This is a genomic window from Thioclava kandeliae (assembly GCF_040297545.1).
In the GTDB taxonomy this organism is placed as follows: Bacteria; Pseudomonadota; Alphaproteobacteria; order Rhodobacterales; family Rhodobacteraceae; genus Thioclava; species Thioclava kandeliae.
On record NZ_JAYWLC010000018.1, the window covers coordinates 29,857 to 45,041 of the forward strand.

Annotated in this window: 16 protein-coding genes; all 16 read right to left on the bottom strand. The window is 62.9% G+C overall.

The genetic code is table 11. From position 1 onward, the window contains the following. Positions 1–2 precede the first annotated feature (2 nt). Positions 3–293, bottom strand: coding sequence for a HypC/HybG/HupF family hydrogenase formation chaperone (gene hypC / locus VSX56_RS16650; RefSeq protein ID WP_350938703.1), 291 nt, complete (start codon positions 291–293; stop codon positions 3–5). After that, on the bottom strand, positions 293–1,774 hold the full coding sequence (locus VSX56_RS16655; protein WP_350938705.1) for a sigma-54-dependent transcriptional regulator: 1,482 nt from the start codon (positions 1,772–1,774) through the stop codon (positions 293–295). The genes hypC and VSX56_RS16655 overlap by 1 nt, the downstream gene beginning before the upstream one ends. After that, the gene (hypB, locus tag VSX56_RS16660; RefSeq protein WP_350938707.1) at positions 1,774–2,673 is read right to left on the bottom strand and encodes a hydrogenase nickel incorporation protein HypB; all 900 of its coding nucleotides are present in this window, start codon (positions 2,671–2,673) and stop codon (positions 1,774–1,776) included. The genes VSX56_RS16655 and hypB overlap by 1 nt, the downstream gene beginning before the upstream one ends. Then, positions 2,673–3,014, bottom strand: coding sequence for a hydrogenase maturation nickel metallochaperone HypA (gene hypA, locus VSX56_RS16665; RefSeq protein ID WP_350938709.1), 342 nt, complete (start codon positions 3,012–3,014; stop codon positions 2,673–2,675). The genes hypB and hypA overlap by 1 nt, the downstream gene beginning before the upstream one ends. Then, the gene (locus VSX56_RS16670; RefSeq protein WP_350938711.1) at positions 3,007–3,891 is read right to left on the bottom strand and encodes a HupK protein; all 885 of its coding nucleotides are present in this window, start codon (positions 3,889–3,891) and stop codon (positions 3,007–3,009) included. Before VSX56_RS16670 ends, hypA begins: the two co-directional genes overlap by 8 nt. After that, on the bottom strand, positions 3,888–4,745 hold the full coding sequence (locus VSX56_RS16675) for a [NiFe]-hydrogenase assembly chaperone HybE (RefSeq protein ID WP_350938792.1): 858 nt from the start codon (positions 4,743–4,745) through the stop codon (positions 3,888–3,890). The genes VSX56_RS16670 and VSX56_RS16675 overlap by 4 nt, the downstream gene beginning before the upstream one ends. 20 nt (positions 4,746–4,765) lie before the next feature. Beyond that, entirely contained in the window at positions 4,766–5,590 is an 825-nt protein-coding gene (locus VSX56_RS16680) for a hydrogenase expression/formation protein (protein WP_339113309.1), read from the bottom strand. 4 nt (positions 5,591–5,594) lie between these two features. Then, positions 5,595–6,011, bottom strand: a complete 417-nt coding sequence (locus VSX56_RS16685; protein WP_339113310.1) for a thioredoxin domain-containing protein — start codon at positions 6,009–6,011, stop codon at positions 5,595–5,597. An 11-nt stretch (positions 6,012–6,022) separates the two neighbouring features. Beyond that, the gene (locus VSX56_RS16690; protein ID WP_339113311.1) at positions 6,023–6,343 is read right to left on the bottom strand and encodes a HypC/HybG/HupF family hydrogenase formation chaperone; all 321 of its coding nucleotides are present in this window, start codon (positions 6,341–6,343) and stop codon (positions 6,023–6,025) included. Beyond that, the gene (locus tag VSX56_RS16695) at positions 6,343–6,984 is read right to left on the bottom strand and encodes a HyaD/HybD family hydrogenase maturation endopeptidase (RefSeq protein ID WP_339113312.1); all 642 of its coding nucleotides are present in this window, start codon (positions 6,982–6,984) and stop codon (positions 6,343–6,345) included. The genes VSX56_RS16690 and VSX56_RS16695 overlap by 1 nt, the downstream gene beginning before the upstream one ends. Before the next feature lie 227 nt (positions 6,985–7,211). After that, complete coding sequence (locus VSX56_RS16700; protein ID WP_350938715.1) at positions 7,212–8,714, bottom strand: FAD-dependent oxidoreductase; 1,503 nt, start codon at positions 8,712–8,714, stop codon at positions 7,212–7,214. A 142-nt stretch (positions 8,715–8,856) separates the two neighbouring features. Beyond that, on the bottom strand, positions 8,857–9,636 hold the full coding sequence (gene cybH, locus VSX56_RS16705; RefSeq protein ID WP_350938717.1) for a Ni/Fe-hydrogenase, b-type cytochrome subunit: 780 nt from the start codon (positions 9,634–9,636) through the stop codon (positions 8,857–8,859). A gap of 3 nt (positions 9,637–9,639) precedes the next feature. Then, a complete protein-coding gene (locus tag VSX56_RS16710; RefSeq protein WP_339113315.1) occupies positions 9,640–9,828 on the bottom strand; it encodes a hypothetical protein in 189 nt (62 codons plus the stop codon). Between the two features lie 14 nt (positions 9,829–9,842). Continuing rightward, a complete protein-coding gene (locus tag VSX56_RS16715; RefSeq protein ID WP_339113316.1) occupies positions 9,843–11,639 on the bottom strand; it encodes a nickel-dependent hydrogenase large subunit in 1,797 nt (598 codons plus the stop codon). A gap of 2 nt (positions 11,640–11,641) precedes the next feature. Beyond that, on the bottom strand, positions 11,642–12,718 hold the full coding sequence (locus VSX56_RS16720) for a hydrogenase small subunit (RefSeq protein ID WP_350938720.1): 1,077 nt from the start codon (positions 12,716–12,718) through the stop codon (positions 11,642–11,644). A 231-nt stretch (positions 12,719–12,949) separates the two neighbouring features. After that, positions 12,950–15,178 (bottom strand): carbamoyltransferase HypF, encoded by a 2,229-nt coding sequence (hypF, locus tag VSX56_RS16725; protein ID WP_350938722.1) that lies wholly within the window; start codon positions 15,176–15,178, stop codon positions 12,950–12,952. Positions 15,179–15,185: the final 7 nt, after the last annotated feature.

The window sequence follows — 15,185 nt, forward strand, 5'->3', positions numbered from 1 at the left end:
TCTCACACCCGCCCTTCCAGCGCCGCATCACCGGCCGCCATCTGTTCAAGCGCCTCCTGCGTCTCGCCCAGCTCGTGGAGTGCCGCCAAAGTCTGCGCGGCCTCGTCCTCGTCGATCCGCGCCATGGCAAAGCCCACATGGATCAGCGCCCATTCGCCGATCAGCCCGTCAAGCGGCCCGTCGGCGATACAGGCCACATTGACCGCGCGCCGCACCCCCGACACCTCGGCCACGGCCATCATCCGCGCCTCGTCACTGATCTCGACGATCTGTCCCGGAATGCCCAGACACATCAGTCATCCTCCTCTTCCACGCGGGCCTGAGGGCCCATAATCCCGTAACGGTCGAGCTTGGCCCTGAGCCCCACACGGCTCAGGCCCAGCTCGGCGGCCGCACGGCTCTTGTTCCAGCGATGGCGGGTCAACGTCTCGCGCAGGATCCGCATTTCCATCAACTCGATCCGGTCCTTCAGCTGGCCATTGGCCTGCAACGCGTCTTCCTCGGCAGAACGGTCCGCGCCCTCCTCAGCGGGTGCCGCCTGCAGGATATGGCGCGAGATCAGCTCGGCCCCCAGCACATTCTCCTGCGCGAAAATCAGCATGCGCGTGACCTCGTTGGTCAGCTCCCGCAGATTGCCCGGCCAGTCGTAATTCTCCAGAAACTCCAGCGCCGGAGCCTCAAATCCCATCACGGGCTTCGAATGGATCGAGGCCGCCTCGGCCAGAATATGCTGGGCCAACATCGCTACATCGCCGCGCCGCGCACGCAGCGGCAGAAGCCCGATCTCGCCCACCGACAGCGCATAATAAAGATCACTGCGGAAGGCCCCATCGGCGACCTTGCTGCGCAGATCGACATTCGACCCGCAGATAAGCCGCAGATTGGTGCCCACGGTTTCCTGCCCGCCCAGAGGCGTGATCGAGCCTTCGGTCAGCACCCGCAACAGCGCCAGCTGCATCGCGGGGGATGCCTCATCGACCCCCGCCAGATAGAGCGTCCCGCGATCGGCCTTCTGCATCAGCCCGATGCGGTTCACGCCGCCCGGCAGCACGCCACGCTTGGCCCCGAACAGCTCGACCATCGCCAGCTCTTCGGGCACGCCAGCAAGATTGAACTCGTAAAACGGCTTTTCCGCACGCAGGCTGCCATAATGCATCGCCCGTGCCAGCTGCGCCTTGCCGGTGCCCGCCTCGCCGCCAAGCAAGACAGGGATGTCAAAACTGGCATATTGCCGCGCGATGGCCACCGTGTCGTTCATCGCGGAATTGGGGCTGCGCAGGATGGTCTCGAACCCCATTCCCTCGCGCAGCGCACGGCGGCGCTTTTCCAGACGGCTTTCCGACGTGCTGGACAGGAAGCGCATCTCCAGCTGCATCCGCTCGTTATCACGCGCCAGCTGGAACAGCTTTACCGCATTGCGCACCGCCATCAACAGCTGCTCGGGATGCCATGGTTTCGCGATGAACTGGTGCACACCCGCCTCGTTGATCGCCGCCACCATCGAGGTGCTGTCGGTATAGCCGGTGATCATCATACGCACGGTCTCGGGCCAGCGCTCGCGCACCTCGGTCAGAAAATCCACCCCCGTCCGGCCCGGCATGCGCTGGTCGCACAGGATCGCCTGGATCCATTCGTTTTCAAGCACGCCCAAGGCCGCGCCCGCATCGGGGGCGGTGAAAATCTCGAACTCGTCTTCCAGCGCGAGCTTCATCGCCGTCAGCGAATGCGGCTCGTCATCGACCAGAAGAACCGATGGCAGAGGTGCGGGGGCCATCAGACAGCCTTGCGGGCAAGCCCCGCCATCAGCCAGTCGAGCCAGGCCTGCATCCCCTCGCCCGTGCGCGCCGAGACGCGCAGGATGGCGAGATCGGGGTTCACGCGGCGCAGATTGGCCTCGTAGAGATCCAGATCGACATCGCAATAGGGGGCCAGATCGACCTTGTTGAGCAGAGCGATCTTGGCGGCAGTGAACATATGGGGATATTTCAGTGGCTTGTCCTCTCCCTCGGTGACCGAGAGGATCGCGACCTTGGCATCCTCGCCCAGATCGAAGGCTGCAGGGCAAACCAGATTGCCGACATTCTCGATGAACAGAAGCGCGTTGCGGCCCAGACCCAGACGGTCGAGCGCGGTTTCCACCATCTTGCCATCCAGATGGCAGCCCTTTCCGGTATTCACCTGAATGGCCTGCGCGCCGGTGGCACGGATACGGTCGGCATCATTGGTGGTTTGCTGGTCGCCCTCGATCACCGCCAGAGGCTGGTCCGCCAGCATCTCGATGGTGCGGCACAGAAGGGTCGTCTTGCCCGAACCGGGCGATGATACGAGATTGGTGGCAAAGATCCCGTCCTGCGCCAGACGCGCACGGTTCCGCTGCGCGAACATATCGTTTTTCGACAGGATGCCGGTCTCGATCTCGATTAGGCGGGCCTGCGAGAAACCGGGCACCTCGACGCCCGCCGCGCCATGGCCGCAATGGATATCGAGCCCGTCGGAGACAACCGGCTGTTGCGTCTGCTTGCGGGCCTGGGGCTGCGCCATCGCCTTGGCGGGCGCCAGCGTGGGCCATTCGAAGGGGCGCTGGCCGCGCGCCAGATCCGCCCCCTGCTTTGCCAGATGGGCCTTGAATTCATCCTCGATCGTATGACCGCTGCAACCACATACCGTGCACATCACGCCACCTCCATATCCTTGATCCGCATCTCGTCTCCGCCCTGAGGCATCAGCTTGCCGCCCCCGCATTTGGGGCAAGGGTCCAGACGGTCCATAATCTCCACCTCTTCCATACAGTCGTAGCACAGCGCCCGACCGGGAAGATCGATAATCTCCAGCGCCGCCCCTTCGGCGGGGCAGCCGCGCATCACCACCTCGAAGGCGAATTCCAGCGCGTGTTTCTCGACGCCTGCAAAACGTCCGATCTCCAGACGCAGCCTGGTGATCTTGCGCACGTCATTGGCCCGCGCCGCGTCCTCGACCACGCCACGGATCCCTTCGGCAATCGCCATCTCATGCATGGGGCACCCCCTTGATCTCGACCGCAATGCAAGGATCGAGAATATCGACGACCAGCGCCGCGAGCCCCGCCTTGCGCCATGGCAATGTGGCCAGCGACAGTTCCATCGCCCCGCCCGGAGCCAGAAGATGGTCGGTGGGCGTCACCCGTTCGAGCGTCTCCACCACCCCGCCTGCAAGATGCCCACGCAGCGCATAGGTGCCGCGGGCCGCCGCGACGAGTGCGGTATTGTCGGGGCGCAGGACAGGGCCTGCAGGCCGCGTGATGATCCGCGTCAGATCCAGAAGCCGGCCCAGAGCACGCCAGAGCGGCCCGCGCCCACGAGTTTCCTCGGCCTGTTTCATCAGCGGGTGGAAAGCCATACGACCGGCGGGAGAATTCTCCTGCGCCATTTTCAGCATCGGGTCGAACAGATCGGCCACCCGTGCTACCGCCTCATGCGGCGCAAAGAGCCGGTCGATCGCCGAAATCAGGGGCGACAGCCCCTGCCCCGAAACCAGCCACGCGTCGAGGTCACGGATCTCGCCCATCCCCCAGAGGTCGCGCAGAAGCGCGGGCTGAGCCCGCTGCCAGCCCTCGGGCATGGGTGGGGACGCATGGCCCAACGCCTTGGGCCAAAAGAGAAACAGCTTGGCCATATGATCGCGCAGGATCTCGCGGCGGGTGTCGTCATCATCTGCGGGCAGGCCCAGCGACAGCCGCACGGCCTGCGATTGCGCCGCCCCGCATAGATTGAAGAGCCGGCCCATCATCTGGGCCACCGCCTCCGGATCGCGGCCGCGCATGACCTCACCCACAGGCATGGGCGCAGGCAGAACCAGCTTCGGCGCGATCATATCGCCATGGCGTTCCAACCCGATACCCAGAACCTGTTTCATTCCGCTTCCCTCTCCACCCCCGCAACCGGAGGCTCGATGGCCATCACCTCGCTGGCCAGTCCGGCCGAGATGATCTGCCTGCGCGACGGGATCGTCAGACCGGCACCCTCTGCAATCGGGGTCTCCTCGAGAGAGTGTGCCTCATTCGCGCGGGCTTCGGCAAGCTCCGCCTCGCGCGAGGAACGGATTTCCGAGCGCCGGTCTGTCTCGGCACGGTTCTCCTGTTTGAACAGTTCGGCCATAATGGCCTGCGCCACCTCCCGCGCTTGGATCTGCGTCTGGAATTCCTCCATTGGCGAGAAGAGCGAACAGGCCTTGTATCCGCCGGTCTGCGCGCGCGTATTATGGATAAATTCGTAGCAGCCCGAGGGGAAGTCGACCATTTCCTTGGCACCGGCCTTCAGCCCCGACCAATCCTCATCGGCCCCCGGCAACAGGACCAGATTCATGAACCACGGGCTGAACAGAACCCCGAGCCCGCGCCCCTCATGGGCGCGGAACCCCACCGCCTCGACCGAGAGCGCCTTGTTCGACAAGGGCACATCGCGCATGGTCGAATTCCAGATCTCGCGGAAATCGGCGATCAGGTTGCGCACCTGTTCGTCGATGCGGCGCTGCTCGATCATCATCGGCGCGCCCGGATCCTCTCGGACCATGAACTGTGCCTTGGGCGCGTCGCAATTGGGGCATTTCCAGTCATCGGGCAGCGCATTGAACGGCGTTCCGGGCAGAACCTGCCGGAAATCATCGCCAATCGCCGGATCATAGGTCGACCAGCAGATCTTGCATTCCATCAGCGCCTGATCCGAAATCCGGTCATAGGCGCCCATATAGCTGCCCTCGAAGCCGGTCACCGGCGCGCTCATCGACCCGCTCACCGAATTGCCTCCAGCACTTCGCGGATGCGCTCGGCGCTGTCTTCCAGATCCTCGGGCGCCGCCAGAGCGACCTCGGGCATATCGGTCACCTCGAACGTATCAAGGATCAGCGTATCCATCGAGTTGAAGAACTGCACCCGCCAGACATTGCGCAGCGCGGAGGCCGTGATGCGGCAATTACCGTAGCCACGCGACAGGATGGTAACCGCGCCCTCGCCCAGCACGCGGTCGAGCCAGACCAGATCCTCCTCGGTATGGGGCAGCAGGGTCAGATTGACCACATGCGGCAGCCCGCCACGATAGGTCTCGGATTTATCGTAAAGCTCGGCCACCAGCGCGGGCGCATTGACCACGCCATTGGGGCGCGCGGCCTGCGGCCCCTGCGCCTCGCGGTAAGGCTCGAAGGCGCGGGTCATCGAGACCGCTGGCACAGGGCCCACCTCGATCCGGTCTACACCCGCTCCTGCGACCGACCAGACACCGGCAAAGACGCTCTCCTGCACCATCAGTGCAGGGATGCCACGGATCTTCATGGCAACTTCGCCCTGCCCCATCGTCTCGGCGATCAGGGCGCGGTTGGGCGCATCCAGCCCCGACAGATCGAAGCTCGCCATACCGCCTCTGGCACAGGCCTCGGCGGCCTTGGCGATATCGGCCAGCGTCTTCAGCGCAGGGGTCACAGCGGAGGGGTCATCGACCTCGGGCATATGCGCAGAATAGGTGCGCATACCCGAGGGCAACTCCATATATTCCAGCTCCTCGCCGGTTTCCTGAGAGCCGGGACCAAAGCCCATAGGCGGCAGATGGAAGTTACTCACCATGGGATCAACCTTTCAGATCAAGGATATGCGAGGTGCGGGCGATATAGTCATCCCAGTCACGCACTTTCTCGATGGCCCCCAGATAGGTGCCGTCGCGGTAAAACAGGAAGCCCGGGGTCTTCAGCGCGCGGGTCTCCTGGCGTAGCTCGGCCTCGATCGCGTCATCGATCACCGCACAGTCGAACATGTTCTGGAAGGTCATCCGCAGCTCGGGCAGAACCACCGCCGCATCGGGCGTCTCCAGATTGCGCTTGGCATCCCCGGGCACAAAGAGGCAGTGCACCCCTTCGGCGCCGGTGAACTCGGCCACCGCCTCCATCGTGGCAAGGCGGGGATAGGAGAACTCGTTACTCAAACGCTGCACGAGGGGATGGACCTCTCCCGAGGGCGTCACGTCACTGGGCATTACGAAATCATGCATGGGATAATCCTTCAGGCGGTCTTGCGGCCCTGCGCGGCAGCAGCAGCCAGATGGGGGGGAAGTTCGGGGGTGCGGGCTTCCAGATCGGCAAATGCCGCCCCCAGATCGCCGCCGGTCATCAGCGCGCGCAGGCCATCCAGGGCCGCCGAAATCTTGGCCGCCTCGCCGGCCGAAATCACCTCGCGTGCCGCCCCCAGAAAGACCAGAAGCCAGTCACCGGCCTCGGCCTCGGGGGTCAGCGACAGGTCGATGATCTGTGGCTGGCCATCCTCAATCACATCACCGCAGATGCCGTCCCGCGCAAGCAGCTGCAAAGGCACACCGACACACATCAGGCGCGCCCCTTGGCGGCCGGAGGAAAGAAGCGGTGATCACCGATACGGCAGGCATCTTCCGCGTCGGGGCGGCCCCCCTCATAGGCGCTGCGCTGGATGGAGATATCGGCGAGATCTCCACTCTCGGTGCGGCCTTCGGTCACGCCGATATCCCAGCGACCCAGCTCGCGGATACATTCGTCAATGGCAGGCAGGATCTGGGCCGAGGTCACGGCCCGCAATCCGCCACCATAATCCTCGATCTCCTCGGGCTGGCAACCGATCAGCGTGATGTAATCGGGCGCATGGCCCATCAGCTCGGCCGTTGCCAGCACGTCCTGAAACCCCGTCTGGTGCAGGCTCATCTTCTTGGCGCCCATGAAAGCGGGCACATCGCGGTCGCGCAGCGTGACCAGCGTTCCGGGCTCCAGCCCGAAATCCACGGCATCGAACACGATCAGCGCGTCGCAATCCTCGATGAAGGGCAGCAGATACAGACCCTGCGTGCCGCCATCCATCAGCCGCACATTCGCGGGCACAGCATGGGTCTGCGCCATCGTCTCGACGCAGCGCACCCCGAAGCCCTCATCGGCCCAGAGCACATTCCCGATTCCCAGAACCAGGATATTACGCGGTATCTGCGTGGTGGTGGCTGGCATGGCGTCCTCCTTTCGCCCGCTGGCAAGAGGCTTTGCGCCTCCGGTCGTTATGTGACCATATCCAGCAGGCTCCCAAAAAAGGAGCCCATCGCCATTAATCGCGTTATTTAATTATGATGTTGTTATTCATAAATAAAACATGAAAAGCTACATCCTGCGCCCAACTTAGGTAGAATATAGCTTTCCAGTTCACTCAGAAAGAGGATGTAAACTATCCAGCTTGCGGATCAGCGCTCCCAATCGCGTTCGGTCTCCAGTGCCTCTACATCGCGGTTGCAGGTCACGAGCGCACCTTGCAGGAAGCTCCCCTTGAAATGGGCGGCAAAATCCTTTTCCTCAAGCTTGCCGTCAATCCGCACTCCGTCCGCAGGCGAGCCGTGGCCGACATAGCGCAACTGCGCATCGCCCTGCTTGGTCCAGAAGAACGGAATCCGGTCGAAGCCCCCATCGGTCTCGCCCAGAAGGAAGGCCGCAAGATGTGCGCCCTGATCGCCCGCATGGGCCCAATGCTCGATGCGCAACCGGCCCGAACCGTCACAGGCGGGATAGTTGGCGATATCGCCAATCGCGTAAATCGCGGGATCGGAGGTGCGGAAATGGGTATCCACCTGCACACCGTTCTCTTTCTCGGCCAACTCCAGCCCCGCCGCCTTGGCCAGCGCCAGATCGGGCTTCACGCCTACACCCAGCACGACCATATCAGCGTCAATCTTGCGGCCATCCTTCAACGTGACCTGTGCGCCGTCATAGCTGGTCAGCGTCGTTTCCAGATGGAAACTGACCCCATCCGCCTCGTGCTGGCTCTGAACGAAGTGACCGATCTCTGCGCCAAGGGTCTTCTCCATCGGCACCTTGTCCTGTGTGACCACATGGACCTTGCGATCCTCGGAGGCAAGCGCCCCTGCCGCCTCAAGCCCGATAAAGGACGAACCGAGCACCACGATCGATTTCGCCCGTTCCGCGCGCCCGAGGATGGCGCGGGCATCGGCTAGGCTGCGAAGAGTGAAAACCGCCTCATGGTCGGCACCGTCGAATTCGGGCGTAATCGGCGTGGCACCGGTGGCCAGAACCAGCGTCTCGTAAGGCAGCGTCTGCCCGTCCGACAGGCGCAGCTGTTTTTTCTGACGGTTGATCGCCTCGGCCTTCACCCCACGCAGGATCGTGGGGCGCGGATTGTGCGGATGGCCGAAGGGGAGTGCGGCCTCCTCGGGGTTTTTCGCGCCCGAAAGCACCTGTTTGGAGACAAAGGTCCGGTCATAAGGCGCATCGAGATCCTCGGTGATCAGCGTCACACGCGCACCTTCGCCTGCCGTCACGAAATGGTCGGCCACGGCATGGCCCGCGGCCCCCGCGCCCACCACCACGATCCTCTCACGGCTGCCGGAGGCATCCGGCGCGTCGGGCTGGCCCTGCTTGCCGGTGACACGCAAGATCCCCCCCGCGATCTCGACCTTGTAACAGCCAAGAGGCGTGATGGCGGGCGCACCGGTGGCCTCGCCGGTCTCGAGGTCAAACCGCGCATGGTGGAAGGGGCAGCGGATCTCGCCTTCCGCCACGATACCAGTGCCCAGATCGGCACCCAGATGGGTACAGCGTGCCGAGACAGCGAAGGCGCGATCCCCCTGCCGGACCACGGTGACCTCCTGATCGCCGAAGGTGCCGGTTAGCGGTTGGTTCTCTTCAAGCGTCTCAAAACGGACACCTGCCTTCAGATCGGGTTGGTCAGCCATGATAGATCTCCTGAAAATTCCTTTGACCAACCAACGCGCGCGCGACAGACACGTTCCCGCAAAGCCCCCTCACGAAGACGCGAAAAAAGGCGCCGGAGCACCACCTCCGACGCCTCGCGGCATACTTAAATGACTTATGAAATCACTCTATTTCGTCGTCCTTGAAGGTGCGGTGACCCGAGATCATCGTCGAGACCATCGACTGGCGCGACATGATATCCTCGCGGATCGCCACATAGATATGGATGATCATGAAGATAATGATCGCCCACATCCCCAGATGATGCAGCGTGTGCAGACGCTGGCTGTTCTGCACGATCCCCAGCACCCAGCCCATCAGCGTATCGGGCAGCGAGCCCTGCCCCGCGCCCTCGGCATAAAGCGCCCAGCCGGTCACCAGCATGAAGGTCAGCCCGATCGTGATGAAAGAGAACATCGCGAGCTGCGCGAGCGGGTTATGCCCCACATACTTCTTTGGCTTCTTCTCGATGAACAGATACCAGCGCAGCTCGAACAGCACCTCCTTCCAGAAATGCAGGTTGCAGACCGGCACATAGAACATCTGCTTGGCATGATGATTGCCCACCATCGCCCAGTAGATGCGCCCGAAGAAACCGACCGTCACGATCATCGCCGCCGCGAAATGCGCGAAGCGGATATACCCCATGACAAACTGCTCCGTCGCCTCGCCGATCTGCATCGAGGGCAGCGGCGCGCCGATGAAATAGCCGGTGACGCAGAGGATCGTGATGCAGGCGGCATTGACCCAATGCCAGAGCCGGACCGGCGCCTCGTAGACATAGACCGAATTCTGGCGGCGGATGGATTCGATATCGGCCGCCGTGGCGTCTCCGGTCAGCCGTGCGCCCGGCATGATCTCGGAGGCGTCGGCCGCAGGCTGGTGGATATGCTTCTCGGCCATGGCTCAGTCCTCCTTGGACTTGCCGAAGACCTTCCGCGCCAGTTCCACCACCAGATAGACCACCCCGATCGCCACCGCGCCCAGAACGAGATGCGAGATCTCGTGCCCGAACGGGCCAGAAGCCGTGGGGTGACCCTCATGGGCCAGTGCAGGCGTGGCGGCCCAAACGGCCAGTATAGCGAGATATTTCATAGTCTTTCCTCCCTTTAGCGCACCTTGACCGTGGTCAGCTCCTGCCCGTCATCCGACATGACATGGGTCGAGCACGCGAGACAGGGATCGAAGGAATGCAGCGTGCGCAGCAGCTCCACCGGCTCCTCGGGGCGCTCCATCGGCGTGTTCATGAGGCTCGCCTCATAGGCCCCGATATTGCCCTGCACATCGCGCGGCGAGGCGTTCCACGTTGTCGGCACCACGCATTGGTAATTGTCGATACGCCCGTCCTTGATGCGGATCCAATGCCCCAGCGCGCCGCGCGGCGCCTCGGTCATGCCCACACCCTTGGCTTCTTTCGGCCAAGTGCTCGGGTCCCATTTCTCGATATTGGCGGTAGACTGGTCGCCCGATTTGATGCGGTTGATCAGCTTGTCATAGAAATGCAGCTGCAGGCGCGAACAATATTCGGATTCAAGCGCCCGTGCGGCAGTCCGGCCCAGCGTCGAGAAGATGCCCTCGAAGGGCAGATCCATATCGCGCAGGAGGCCATCGACCTGGCCCTTGATATCCTCATGGCCTTTGGCATAGCCGATGATATAGCGCGCCAGCGGACCGGTCTCCATCGCGTGGCCACGCCAGCGCGGTGCCTTGATCCAGCTGTATTTCGCGCCCTCGTCGAGCTCTTCGATATTGGTCTTGGTGCCCTTGGCATTCGGACCCAGCTCGAATTTCGGATTGGTCTCGCCGTCCCACGGATGTAGGCCCAGCCCCGGCTCGCCATATTCATACCAGGAGTGGTCGACGAATTCCTGCACCTGCTCGGGGTCGCGCACATCGACATCATGGACCTCGTCGAGCTTGCCATTGATGATCGCGCCGCGCGGCAGATGCAGCTGTTCGGGCGAGAAATCATTGGCATTCTCGGGGATATCGCCATAGGCGAGGCAGGCCTTGGAAGACAGACCGCCTCCGTAAAGCCAGTTCTTGTAGAAACCGCCAATCGCGATCACATCGGGGATATAGACGTTGCGGTTGAACTCCAGCCCCTTGTCGATGATCGATTTCACAAGGTTCAAGCGTTCCATATTGATCGCGCCGACCGAGCCCACGCCATCGATATTGATCGGGCATGGCACACCGCCCACCAGCCAGTTGGGATGCGGGTTCTTACCGCCGAAGATGGTGTGCAGTTTCACCACCTCTTTCTGGAGGTCCAGCGCCTCCAGATAATGGGTAGTCGCCATGAGATCCGCCTCGGGCGGCAGCTTATAGGCGGGATTGTCCCAATAGCCGTTCTTGAAGAGGCCAAGCTGCCCGCTCTCGACAAATTTCTTCAGACGGTTCTGCACATCGCGGAAATAGCCGGGACTGGAGAGCGGGTGGTTCGGGCCCACCATCTGCTGCAGCTCCGAGGTCGCTTTGGGGTCGGCCTTGAGCGCATTGATCGGGTTGACCCAATCGAGCGCATGCAGGTGGTAGAAATGCACGATATGATCGTGGATCTGCAGTGCAAGCTGCATCAGGTTGCGGATGGAATTGGCGTTATCGGGGATCTGGATCCCCAGCGCATCCTCCACCGCGCGGCACGATGTCAGCGCATGGGTGCCGGTGCACACACCGCAGATCCGCTCCACGAAGGCCCATGCGTCACGCGGGTCGCGGCCCTTTACGATGACCTCCAGCCCACGCCACATGGTCCCGGTCGAGACCGCGTTCCGGATCACGCCATTCTCGTCCACATTCACTTCACAGCGCATATGGCCTTCGATACGGGTCACCGGATCAACAACGATCCGCTTGCCCGAATTGTCCATGGCATAGCCGTTGGGGGTATTGAGAACGCTCATGCTCAGACTTCCTCGTTTTTCTTCTGGGCGCGTTTGAGCGCGGTCACGGCGGCATGCACGGCCACGCTTGCCCCCACGACGCCTGCGGCAACACCACCGACCTTGTCGGCATTGGCCTCGATCCCGAATTGTTTGATATTGGTCAGGCGGTCATAGAAAGAGCCCTGATCCCAGAACCCGTCCTCCGAGCAGCCGATACAGCCATGGCCCGACTGGATCGGGAAACTGACCCCATCATTCCAGCGCACGGTGGAACAGGCGTTATAGGTTGTCGGGCCCTTACAGCCCATCTTGTAAAGGCAGTAGCCCTTGCGGGCATTCTCGTCGTCCCAATGTTCGACGAACTGCCCTGCATCGAAATGTGGCCGGCGATAGCACTTGTCATGGATACGCTGGGAGTAAAACATCGCCGGCCGACCTTGACGATCGAGCTCGGGGAGGCGATCGAAGGTAAGCATATAGGTGATAACGCCGGTCATGACCTCGGCGATGGGCGGACAGCCCGGCACCTTGATGATCGGCTTGTCGTTAATGACCTTGTGCACGGGGGTGGCACGGGTCGGGTTCGGGGCCGCTGCCTGCACACAGCCATAGGAGGCACAGGCGCCCCAGCTGATGATGGCCTTGGCATGTTCGGCGGCATGTTTGAGCTGCTCGGTAAAAGGTTTGCCGCCGATGATGCAATACATTCCATCCTCGTTGAGCGGCGGATTGCCCTCGACCGCGAGGATGTAATTGCCTTTATATTTCTCGATCGTGTCCTGCAGGGCGGCTTCGGCGGCATGGCCTGCCGCGGCCATCAGCGTATCGTCATAATCGAGCGAGATCATCGAGAGCACGACGTCTTTGGCCAGCGGGTGGGCAGAGCGGATGAAGCTCTCCGAGCAGCAGGTGCATTCCAGACCATGCACCCAAATGACCGGTGTGCGGGGTTTGGTTTCCATCGCATGGGCGATCTTCGGCACGAAGGCCGGCCCCAGACCCAAGGCTGCCGCAGTGAGCGAGCAATATTTCATAAAGCTGCGCCGGGTGATCCCCTGACGGCGCATAACATCGTAGAATGTCTCGAGATTAGACAAGACCTTCGCTCCCTGCTGCCTGGCTGCGGAGGCGGGATAGGCCCGGTCCGCGCGTGGTATGCCTTTGGATGCCATAGCAGGCTCCCACGGCGCGCGAAGAAAATGACAAAGTGTCACAGGCTGTTTTTATTATTTTATAATAATGTCTTGCGTCTAAAATTCACAAAACGCTATAGAATTGACCGGATAGATGATTGCCAGAGTTTCCGTTATCTGGAAGCCATACGGCCATCACCGTCCGCCCATGACCCGCGCCATGGCGACCAACGCCTGCCCTAGGGCAAGCCCACCGTCATTGGCCGGCACCTTGTGATGCAAAAGCACCGGCACATCGCCGAGGGCTGTCATCAACTCCTCCTGCAACACGACATTCTGCAAAACACCGCCCGACAACACCACGGCGCGCGCCGCGCCCTGCACAACCAGATCCCGCGCGCGCCCCGCAAAGGCCCGCGCAAGCCCGCGATGGAAGCGCCGCGCTTTCGCTTCTACAGGGCCCGGATCATCGGCCCATGCCCGCCACATCGGCGCCGGATCGATCTGCGCGCCCTCCCCGAACGGATAGCCCGCGCCTGTATCCCCCGCCTTGCGGGCCAGAGACTCCAGCCCCATCGCTGCCTCGCCCTCATAGCTCTGGCTGCCGACAAACCCCGCCGCAGCCGCAAAGGCATCAAACAGGCGTCCTGCCGAGGAGGTCAGCGGCGCGTTCATCCCCTTGGCCATCGCCTGACGCAGAAGCCCGACCGGCTGGCCTGCCAGCAACCTGTCCGCCTGCGCCTGAAGCCCCGCATGGTCGAGTTGCGCCAGAAGATTGCGCCATGGATCGCGGCTGGCGCGATCCCCTCCGGGCATCGGCACCGGCGTCAGATGCGCCACACGCGCCACATGACGGTAATCGCCCAGCAGCAACTCGCCCCCCCAGATCGTTCCATCTTCCCCGAGCCCCAGCCCGTCAAGGATGATCCCCGCAACCGGCCCGTCCTCCAGACCCCATCCATTCTCGCCCAGACAGGCGGCCAGATGCGCATGGTGATGCTGCACACGGATCAGGGGGCGCGTGCCCGCAGCCCGCTCGCCATACAGCGTCGCCCGGAACCCGGGATGCAGATCGACCGCGACAACCTCGGGCACATGGTCGAATAACGCCCGATAATCGCGATCCGCTGCCTCGAACGCCTCGATATTGGCCACATTATCCAGATCGCCCAAGTGATGGCCCAGCAGCGCCTGACCGTCCCGGGTCAGACAGATCGCGCCCTTCATCTGCCCGCCATAGGCCACCACCTGCGGTCCCTGCCCGAAGCCTGCGGGCAGATCCAGCACATCGGGCACCCGCCCCCGCGCATGGCGTAGCACCATTGGCCCTTGCGGAGTGATCCGCTCGACACTGTCATCGAGCCTGCGCGCAATGGCGCGATCATGCAGCACGAACCCGTCCGCAATTTCGGCCAGCTCGGCCAGCGCCGCCTCGTTGGAAATCACCTGCGGCTGCCCCGAGCCATTGCCCGAGGTCATCACCAGAGGCCGCGCGACAGCCCGGATCAGCAGATGGTGCAACGGCGTATAGGGCAGCATCCAGCCCAAGCTGTCCTGTCCCGGAGCAAGCGCTCCGGCACAGACCTCAACAGGCTCGTCACGCAGCGCCAGCACGATGATCGGAGCGGCCGGCGCGGCCAGCCGCGCGCGCTCCAGCGCGTCCAGATGGCAAGCGGCCCCGATCATGGCCAGATCCCCCATCACCGCCAGCGGCTTGGTCGGGCGATTCTTGCGCGCCCGCAACCGCGCGATTGCCGCCGCATTTCCCGCATCACAGGCCAGATGGAACCCGCCCAACCCCTTGATCGCAAGAATATCTCCCCCACGGAGCCGCGCTGCAGCCTCCTTCAGCCAATCCGCACTCTCTGGAACAGTCCAGATCCTCGGACCACAAATCGGACAGGCCACGGGCTGCGCATGGAAGCGCCGGTCCGACGGGTCAAGATACTCGCCCCTGCAATCCGCACAAAGCGGAAACTCTGCCATCGTGGTCTGCGCCCGATCATAGGGGAGCCCCGTCACGATCGAGAAGCGCGGCCCGCAATGGGTGCAATTGGTGAAACCATAGCCACCGCGGCGCCCCGTGCCCAATGTCTCGGCCAGACAGTCGGGACAGGTCGCGGCATCCGGCGTCACCCGCGTGCGCACGGCCCCCGCTTCCGAGGCCACGATCTCGAACCCCTCACCCAACTCGCCCGCAAAAGGCGCCACCTCCACCGCATCCACCCGTGCCAGAACCGGCGCCTGCGCGCGAAGCGCCTCCACAAACTCCGCAAGCCGCGCACCCCGCGCACGGATAACCACCCCTTGCGCATCATTCAGGACATGACCCGCAAAACCCAGATCATGCGCCAGCCGCCAGACAAAGGGGCGGAACCCCACCCCCTGAACCTGCCCCCGCACGCGGATCTCGACGCTCTTCATCTTCCAG